The sequence below is a fragment of the Flavobacteriales bacterium genome (assembly GCA_021739695.1).
In the GTDB taxonomy this organism is placed as follows: domain Bacteria; phylum Bacteroidota; class Bacteroidia; order UBA10329; family UBA10329; genus UBA10329.
In genome coordinates this window covers 23479-34080 of record JAIPBM010000004.1, presented here as the reverse complement: position 1 = coordinate 34080, position 10602 = coordinate 23479, and the positions used below count along the sequence as shown (strand labels likewise).

General features: G+C 45.4%; 2 protein-coding genes. Both read right to left on the bottom strand.

Translation table 11 applies throughout. The annotated features are described in order from the left end of the window. Positions 1 to 36: 36 nt before the first annotated feature. Positions 37 to 1866, bottom strand: coding sequence for an FG-GAP-like repeat-containing protein (locus K9J17_03305; protein MCF8275739.1), 1830 nt, complete (start codon positions 1864 to 1866; stop codon positions 37 to 39). Between the two features lie 107 nt (positions 1867 to 1973). Then, complete coding sequence (locus tag K9J17_03300; GenBank protein MCF8275738.1) at positions 1974 to 10505, bottom strand: T9SS type A sorting domain-containing protein; 8532 nt, start codon at positions 10503 to 10505, stop codon at positions 1974 to 1976. Positions 10506 to 10602 lie beyond the last annotated feature (97 nt).

Sequence of the window (10602 nt, the reverse complement as noted above, 5' to 3'; positions counted from 1 at the left end):
AAGCGAATCATCTGCAATATGAAGGCAACGATTCAATTACTTGATGAATATTCGATTTGTAGTATGTATCGATCTCGTTGTCAAGCGAAGTAAATAAACACCTGATGACAAATCGGGCAATTGCATGAGATTGTCTCCATTGTCTAAGTGGATACTTGCTGAATGAACCATCCGTCCTGAAATATCGAACAACGCAATCGACACTTCATTTGATCTAGACGATCTGATTATTGGGTTTGAACCAGTATTGACCACAATTAATTCATCAAACTCATCAGCATTTGAGTGAACACCTATGGTGATATCCTCATACACTTGATGAATCTGGTTTGCTTCCACATTTGTGAATATGCGATCGATGCCACTTGGAAAACTGACGATGACAGAATCAACCACTGTATTTTCACCAAGCCCAAAATGGACAACAGATGAGTTCTGCGAAGCGTGAGAAGAACCACCATCAACTTCTGCTAACACGGATACTCCATTCTGAACCAAACGGATGTGTGAACCGAAGGCATCTCTATTACTTTGAGTTCCGTGGAGTTTGAATGCAATCCAGTTTCCAACTTCCGATATATTATGGTAATATTCAAAATGGGTCGAATCGTTATCCTTGTGAATATTATTTACAAATAGGTCCAGCCTACCATCGTTATCAAAATCGCCATAGGCGGCTCCCCTTCCCCTCAGGGTAGATGAAACTTCTGCCACATCCGATATATCTGTAAAAGTGCCGTCTCCATTATTGAGGAACAACTTATTCGGGTCTCTCAATACATTGGCAATGATATCGGCCGAGTTGATCTCTCCATTTGACACAAACAGATCAGGCCACGAATCATTATCGGCATCAAAAAAGAAGCTTCCCCAACTTGTATTCAGTAGTTGTCCTGTCGAATCATTTTCGCAGTTTGCTTCTGTGGTTACATCTGCAAACCATCCATTGTCATTCCGACTCAGCACGTTTCTGCCTAGGTTGGTCTGGTAATAATCCAGATCGCCATCTTTATCATAATCGCCAATGGCTATTCCCATCCCGTAAATCGATAGGTCCATATCGGACTGTACACTTATATCCGCTAGTTGCGCTATTGGTAATTCATTTTCAAATAGTGCGCTTGGTTGAACCCATGCTCCAAAATCGTTAGCCAACATAAGGTCCATGTCCCTATCGTTGTCAAAATCGGTAAATGCAGTTGCTAACGCGCAGCCTTCATTATTCACTCCATAAGTACCTGAAACATCCGTAAACGTCAAGTTTCCATTGTTCAAGAACAACATATTAGGACTACAATCGTGAGCAAACCCAATAACCGTTCCTACTCCATCTTGTATAAAACCCGATTGAAAAACATAGGAAGTTATGTACACATCGAGCAACCCATCATTATTTACATCCCCAAAAGAAGCGGCCGTTTTCCAAGTTGTGCCATCATTTATTGCATTAGGCAATGCTGTAAACGTTCCGTTACCCTGATTGCGAAGCATGATACTTTGACTTCCAAATTCAGTTGTCACCAAAATATCGCGATAGCCATCGTTATCAATATCTCCTGTTGTCACCCCAAACGTGAAAGTCTGCGAAAAAGCACCGATGCCGGACTGGATGGTCACATCTTCAAACTGGCCATTTCCCAAATTATGAAGCAGTTTATCTGAATTCTGTCCACCAGTAAGATATACGTCTTGCCAGCCATCATTATCGAAATCAAAAACAGCAACTCCTCCACCCAAATATTTGAATGACCGGTGCATGTGAGTAATACCCATAGTACCAGAAAGTTCTTCAAAAAGAACTTGTCCGGTTGCAGGTAATGAGACTACAAACAAGGAGGAAATGAAAATCCAAAAACGATGTTTCATGAATTGAAGGTAATACGAACATCTTATCAGATGAAACTAAACCAATAAAAAAGCGGGGTTCATTTCTGAACCCCGCTTTCAAATTTCATTGATACACCAAACGGCTATCAGTCTCTAATTATCGGCTTGACAACCATGCCTTCTTCAGTCACCAATTGCAAGTAGTAAACTCCCATTGATAGACTTTCGAGGTCAATTTCTCTTCGGATGGAAGAAACATTATTGAGCGTTTCAGGAACAATGATGCTTCTGCCTGTCACATCTTTCAATGACATTACCAGATCAACTGATTTTCCGAAGTCGGCAACCAACGTAACCATACCTCTTGTTGGGTTCGGATAAACACTGATGTCGTAAATATCATTCACATCAACGATTCCAGTGAATGTGAATTCAACGTTGAACGAAACACCCTCGCAATCGTGCGAATCCCAGGCATGAACTGTGTAATTACCACTTTGAGCTGGTTGAATGACCGGTCCTGTTGCTCCAGGAACTGGTCCACCGTTGTAGTACCACTGATATTGATCGAATGGTCCGTTGGTAACAACAATACTATCACCTTGCTGTACAGCAATTGGTTGTGGATCCCAAACTTCTACATGCAGCGGATTACCCAAAAGCGTACTATCCGTACAGCCATTCGCATCCTGAACAGTTACTCCGTAATCTCCTGTTTCTGTAACCACAATTGATGGGGTTGTTGAACCGCTTGTCCACAGATACGAGTTGTATGGACCAGGCGCAACACTCAAACTAACGCTTCCACCATCGCAGAACTGAACAGAACCACTGGCTACAATAACAGGAGGCGCTGAATTGTTGACTGTTACCTGAACAACATTGGATGTTGCAACACAACCATTGTTCGGATCTGTAACCGTTACCGAGTAAGAGCCAGACTGCCAAACATCAATGGAACTTGAGGTTGCTCCACCAGGATTCCAGCTGTAAGCAGCAAATGTGTTGCTTGCAGAAAGCGTAATCGTATCTGAACTACAGATCGCAATCGGTCCACTTGGTTGAATAACCGCATTCGGCAATTGAAGAACTGAAACAACTTCGTCATCTGTTCCGCCACAACCAAATTGATCCATTACCTCTACTTCAATAAGACCTGCACCGCTAACGGTAATGGTTTGCGTAGTAGCACCTGTGCTCCAGAGATAACTATCATATCCAGCTCCAGCATCCAGCACTACTGATTGACCAGCACAGAAAGTTATCGGTCCATTTGCAACGATTATCGGATCAAGAAGATCACTTGCAGTTACAGCTACGTTATCTGTTCCAACACAACCGTTCTGATCGGTCACATTGGCTACATATAAACCAGAAGTCGTAACGTTGATCGTTTGGGTGATTTCAAATGTAGACCAGCTATAAGATGATCCAGCATTTCCTGCATCCAACGTCAATACGTGACCAGTACAGATCACCGTGTCAGGACCAAGATCAACAACCGGCAATTGATTGACGATCACTGTAACATCAGCCGAAGTCCCTACGCAACCTCCAGCAGTTGTAACTGTGACATGATAGCTTCCAGCGGTATTCACAGAAATGGATTGACCGTTTTGGTTTGTGCTCCAAGAATACTGTACGTATCCGTTTCCTGCATCAAGCGTAACGCTAGTACCAGCACAGATCTCAATGTTTCCAGAAGGGCTGATGGCTGGAAGCGGAACATCATTAACAGTAACTTGCTGAGAATAGGTATTCGAGCAACTGTTTCCGTCTGTGTAACTGTAAACGATGGTGTGTGTTCCTACGCCAGCTGCCACCGGACTGAATGCATTTCCTACAATTCCAGGACCGGCAAACGTTCCGCCAGCAGGAATTCCAGTAAGATTTGCGTTCGAAGCATCTTCACAATAAGTAGCGGATAGCCCAGTGAATGACACCACAGGGAGTTCGTTAACCACCGTGGTCTGCTGATCAGAACTTGTGCAGCCGAAGGCATCAACATACGTATAAGTAATGTTGTGAGTGCCGTTGTTTGCAACTGATGGCGTGAATGAGCCACTTGCCATTCCTGGTCCAACAAAAGCACCTCCTGAAGGAGAACCAGTTAGAACGTAAGGCGCTGCATCGTCTTCACAGTAGCTTGCTGCAAGGCCGCTGAACGATACAGTTGGAAGTCCATTAACATCAACCGACTGTGTTTCGCTATCTGTACATCCGTTCACATCTGTATAAGTGTAAGTGATGAAAATGGTGCCAACACCTGCCGCACTTGGAATGAACGAGTTACCGCTTATTCCTAATCCACTGAATGTTCCTCCACTTGGAGTTCCAACAAGTGGTTGCTGTGAAGTCACGCTCACGCAATATTGTGCAGCCAATCCACTAAAACTAACTGTAGGCAGTGCGTTGAAAGCGATTGTTCTAGAAGAACTTGATGTACAACCGTTGTTATCTTCTGTCCAAGTAAAGGTGTATGAACCTGTTGCATCAACAGTAACTGTTGCTGCAGGATCATTGGCACTTGGCGCAAAAGTGGCGTTACCAGCGCCTGTGTACGTCCAAGTTCCAACCCCGATGCTTGGAACAGCACCGAAAGTAAAGTCTAGGTCACACTGATTTGAAACAGTTCCCGCATTTGCTACTGGCTGCTGATAGAAGTTTACTGTAACAGAAGCGTTGTCTGAACAGATTCCGTTGGTTTCCGTCCAAGTGAACACATACGTTCCATAAGCACTTACAGTCACGGTTGACGTAACGCTACTAGCACTTGTGAATGAAGCGGTTCCTGGTCCAGTGTACGTCCATACACCTGTGCCATAGCTTGCAGTGCCATTGAATGTGAAATTCAAATCGCACTCATCGCCTCCAGTTCCCGGATCAGCAACCGGCTGATCGTAGAAATTCACAGTTACAGCGTCTGCGTCAGAGCAAACACCATTGGTTTCTGTCCAAGTAAAAGTATAAGCACCAGACTGAGAAACCGTAACAACCGTACTTGCTGCAGTTGGAGAACCGAATGTAGCTGTACCTGGTCCAGTGTAGGTCCAAGCTCCAGTCCCGACACTAGCAGTTGCAGCCAAAGTGAAGTCCAAATCACATTCATCTCCACCTAATCCTGCGTTAGCATTAGGTTGCTCGTAGAAATTAACGGTCATACTGCGAAAATCAACGCAGGTACCATTGGTTTCTGTCCAAGTAAAATCGTACGTCCCGTAAGTATCAACCGTAATTACGTTTATCGCAGAACTTGCGTTGCTGAAAGTTGAGTTGCCAGGACCCGATGTTTGAGACCACATGCCCGTTCCAACACTCGGAACCGCAGAAGTTAAAAAGTTAACATCACACTCATCTCCTCCAAGACCGGCAACGGCTACTGGCTGTTGATAGAAATGAACCGTAACCGAAGCTGCATCTGAACAGGTTCCGTTGATCTCCGTCCATGTGAAAGTGTACGTTCCATATGTTGAAACAGTTACCGTTGAATTCGGATCCAGATCATCCGAGAACGTTGCTGTTCCAGGTCCAGAGGCAGTCCAAAGACCAACCCCAACTGAAGCTGTTCCGTTAAGCACGAAATCAAGATCACACTCGTCACCTCCAGTACCAGCATCAGCCACTGGTTGCTCGTAGAAGTCAACAACAACTGTTGCATTATCTGAGCAAACTCCATTCGTCTCAGTCCAAGTATAAGTGTACGTTCCGTATTGATCAACCGTAACAATTGTATTCGGGTCTGAATCAACTACAAAAGTTGATGCACCAGGTCCGTTTGTCTGTAACCAAAGACCGTTTCCTACACTAGGAATAGCAGCGAACTGAAAATTCAGATTGCATTCCTGACCTCCTAGGCCAGCATTAGCAACTGGTTGTTGATAGAAGTTTACACTTACTTGATCAACCGCAGTACAATTACCATTTGTTTCTGTCCAAGTAAAGAGATAAGAACCATAAGTATCAACAGTAACCGTGGCCGTTGGACTGTTAGGGTTGCTATAGAACGCATTTCCTGGACCTTGTGCTGTCCAAGTTCCAGTTCCAATACTTGGCGAGCCTGTGAATGTAAAATTGAGATCACACTCATCACCACCTATACCAGCGTTTGCATTCGTCTGTTGATCGAAATTGACGGTGATACTTGCATTATCAGTACATCCGAAGTTATCCTCGCTCCACGTGAAAATGTAGATGCCATAAGCAGAAACAGTAGCAACAGCATTCGGATCGCTCGCGCTCGGACTGAAGGTTATCGTTCCTGGGCCTGAAGCAGTCCAACCACCAACACCAACACTTGGGGTTGCTCCGAGCTGAAAATCGAGGTCACATTCACCTCCGCCAAATCCTGCGTTGGCAACCGGCTGTTCAAAGAAATTGACAGTGACTGTTCCCGCATCGGAACAGGTTCCGTTCACCTCTTCCCATTGGAACACGTATTGACCAATTGATGAAACGGCAACAGTAGTGGTAGCGTTGGTTGCATCAACAAAGCTAGATGTACCAGGTCCGCTTACTTGCGACCAAGTTCCATTTCCAACGCTTGGAACCGCACTGAATACAAAGTCAAGATCACACTCATTTCCACCACTACCTGGGTTAGCAACAGGTTGCTGATAGAAATTGACTGTAATGGAAGCTGCATCAGAACAGTTAAGTAAATCTTCCGTCCAAGTAAACTGGTAATTACCGTATTGAGATACCGTTACTGTGGCATTAGCCGTATGATTGTTCGGTATGAAATTCACGAAACCTGGACCACCTGTTTGTGTCCATGTTCCAACTCCTACGCTTGGCGTGGCGTTCAAATTGAAGTTGAGATCGCATTCATCGCCTCCGGATCCAGCGTCTGCTATAGGAGCAACAACTTGTGTGATGGCCACCTGACTAGACGCGGAACATCCGTTGACGGTCACTGTAACTTCAAAAACATAAACGCCAGGAGTACCGCTAGTAACGATTGATGCAACTGGCGCAGCGTCATCAACAATAACGGCAGTAGGACCAGATATCTGCGTCCACTGATACGATGTGACCGAAATATTCGTGGTTGGTGTCAGGCTATAAGTAAGTTGACATTCGTCTCTGTCAGCACCTAAGGTCACGGTTGGTTGCTGATAGAAATTGACGGTGACCTGCTGACTATCTGAGCACTCACCATTTACTTCACGCCATTCAAACACATAAGTGCCATATGCCGTCACTTGAACCGAAGAGGTTGGAGAACTTGCATTTGAGAAAAATGCATTACCAGCTCCACTTACCAGTGTCCAAGAACCTAAACCGACTGTTGGAACAGCCGCGAACGTGAAATCTAGATCACACTCATTTCCAGCAGCACCAGCATTAGCAACAGGTTGCTCATCAACATTAGCAATTTGGTCTATTGAATTGGTACACGTATTAATGTCTGTAAAAGTGTAAGTAACCGTGTTGTTGCCGATTGAAGCTGCACCAGGGCTGAACGTGGCCGTTCCATTGGCAAGATCTGTCACTCCCGTTCCAGAGAAAGTTCCTCCAGGAGCTTGATTTCCCGTGAGCGTTACTGACGCTCCAGTTTCGCAATAATCCGAAGCCAAACCTGTAAAACTTACCGTTGGAAGTGGATTGACGATGACCTGCGCTGACCCAGCAAATCCACTTGTTCTGGCGCAACTGTTTCCATCTGTGATTGACGTGTAAGAGTACGTCACAGAGGTTGGTGGTGTTACCATGTAAGTATCTCCATCATTTACACCTGTGAGAGAGAAGTTAGTTACCCCGTCCGTGAAATTGATATTGAACGGACTGGTTCCACTCGTAAAATTGAACGTGATAGTTGTTTGTTCACCGAAACAGATCGGAGTTACAACCGACATCGTTCCGTTGGGAGCAGGATTTACCGTGATGATAGCAGAACTGGAAATCACACCATTGACACACGTATTATTATCAGATATCTGCGTGATATTGTAAGTCGTAGATGTGGATGGAGAAACCGAAACGGTATGACCATCATATATACTCGGTAATGTATAAGTAGTTGTACCATCGGTATACTGAACCGAAAATGGTCCCGTTCCGACTGTAAAATTGAAGGTCAGATCGGTTGCATCTCCTTCACAGATTGTGGTCGTACCAGAGATGGTTCCAACAGGTAGCGGATTGACGTTTACAGTTACTGTCTGTGTACTACCAACACAACTATTCGCTGTCGGATAGATGTCGTATGTAACGCTTCCTTGTGTGGTTCCAGTATTGGTCAACACCTGAGAAATGGAAGATCCAGAAAATCCTGATGCATTTGTTGCTCCAGTTATGGAACCTGAAACGCTTGTATTCCACGTATAGGTGGAACCACCAACAGTAGAATTGAGACTGATTGATGTACTGGTTCCGCTACAAATTGTAGAAGCATTGTTGGTAGCAGTGAGTACCGGAATAGGATTCACAACAACCGTTGTCGAACCACTTGTTAAACTTGTACAACCGTTAACAGTTACTGTTGCGGTATATGCACCGGCTTGAGTAAGCGTAATATTAGGTCTTGTTGGGTTTGTTCCGGTTGTAGAAAAAGATTCTGGGCCAGACCAGTTATATGTAGCTCCACCAATAGGGGCCGTTACATTCAACTGTAGTGTACTTCCAGCACACAGCGGTGTATTACTAGTAAGCGTAGGAGCTGAAGGGAAAGGGTGTACAATTACCTGCTGAAACACCGGAATTGACCATCCACAGCATTCAGTTTTAGTTCGTAATCGAACCCAATACGTTCCTGCCGTACTTAATGGAGGACTTACCCCTGGGTTTTGACTTGCAGAATTGAGTATAAGTGTTCCGTTTGGACCTTGATTATCGTTATAAATTAACCATTCATATTGATCTGCACTTGTTGCCGTAGCCAAACTTACCGTGGACCCAACACAAATTGATGATGGCAATGTAGAAATCACTGGAAGTGGTCTACTGGTTATAACCCTCACAAAACTGCTGTATGTGCCACCATTTGCGGTAATGTCGTAAGCTCCACTGTTATCGAAGTAAACAGTTGCCGGAGATGAGCCAGAGTTCCACTGAGATGTACTCGAAGTCAGGTTGTTGACGAAATGAGCGCCAGACGGAAGGGCCCATGAGCCCGAACCTTTGGTTATCACTATTTCTGAATTAGTACATGGTTGCGCATTCTGATAATTTACTGCAATATTGGTCGCATTAGGTACCGAACCATACGTAGCTCCAGCAGTATTAGAAGCAGCTCCAACAGTAGTTCCTTGAAAAGTTGGGTTACTACCGAGATATTTCCCAAAATAGTAAGCAGTTCCAGCTGTTCCAGCACCACCATTTCCTCCTCTACCAGCAGTACCTCCGATTCCACCGTCTCCTCCTGAACCAGCGTTATCTCCACAAGAAGTAGAGAAAGTTGAAGCTGAACCTCGGGATCCAGCAAGTCCTCCAGTACCTCCAGCACCACCAGAACCAGCAGTTCCAGTTGTCAATTGAGAATCATCAATCACAGAACCAACGCCATTAGAAGCGATATATAGACCAAAAGAGCCACCGCCACCGCGGCCTCCCTTGGCACCACCACCACCACCAGCACCACCGCCACCGCCATGGCCGCCACCGCCACCATCATCATTTCCTAAAGAGCCGCCAGCATCCCAGGCGCCACCGCCCCCGCCTCCGCCTCCGCCTCCACCGCCACCACCGCCACCATCGGTGCCGTAGCTAGGAATGAAATATGTAGAAAGAGATGATGCAACAGTTGACCCGTCAGTTCCATTGCTTCCAGCCCCGCCTGCTGCGGCATTGTCTCCATTATCCTCCTCACCCTGACCGCCACAACCTCTGGCTCCTTGTCCACCACCGGCACCTCCTGGACCAACGCCTGTACCTCCAGTTCCACCGTTCAACCCTTGTGATCCATTCTGTCCCCAGGATGTTCGGCTGTGTCCGCTGCAAGACGCATCGGCTCCAACACAATTTTCATCGCCACCTGCACCAGCTTCGCCACCTCCAGCTCCAGCACCACCTGTATTCCCAATAGGGCTTGAACCTCCACTTCCGCCATTTCCTCCAACTCCACCATCGCCACCTCGATCACATGTTCCTCCATCACATTCACCATTGGACCCGTTTCCACCGTTTGTTCCATTTCCTCCATTTCCTCCATCCCATGACGAATTGTATGTTCCAGAATTATTATCTCCTAATCCTGTGGTACCATTCCCTGGATCAATCACACAACGAATGATGCTATAGTTAGAACTACTCGCGACATAAAGAGCATAATTGGTAGTGCCATTTCCTGAAGTACTGTTTCCTGAAGCATTGGTTGTGCTAATGGTTAAGTCTTGAAGAATCCAACCGGATTTACTGGCTGAGCGCATACCAATTACGTGTCGCGTGTCATTGTCTACCTGTTCAACCCCACTAAAAACAAGGTTAGTGACCTGATTACTGGTCTTTACCCATTCGCCTCCAACAACATCATAACCACCTTCGATGATCACATTATTCGGTAATTCGATGATGGACGAGATATTGTACGTTCCGTTTTTCAACTTCAGGTAATATCGCGTTCCTGTAACTCCAGCTATTGCATTTTCTATATTGGTCGGATTATCAGGAGTTCCTGCAGAATTCACAACTCCAGGAGCAACATACCAAATGTTACATGGCTGCTGAGCAGAAGCGGTCATAGTCAACAATAAAAAGCTAAAAACGCTAACGAGGCTACAAGAAAATAGCTGAGAAGTAAAATATTTCTTCATGTCAAAAAATGAATTGGGGAGTCAA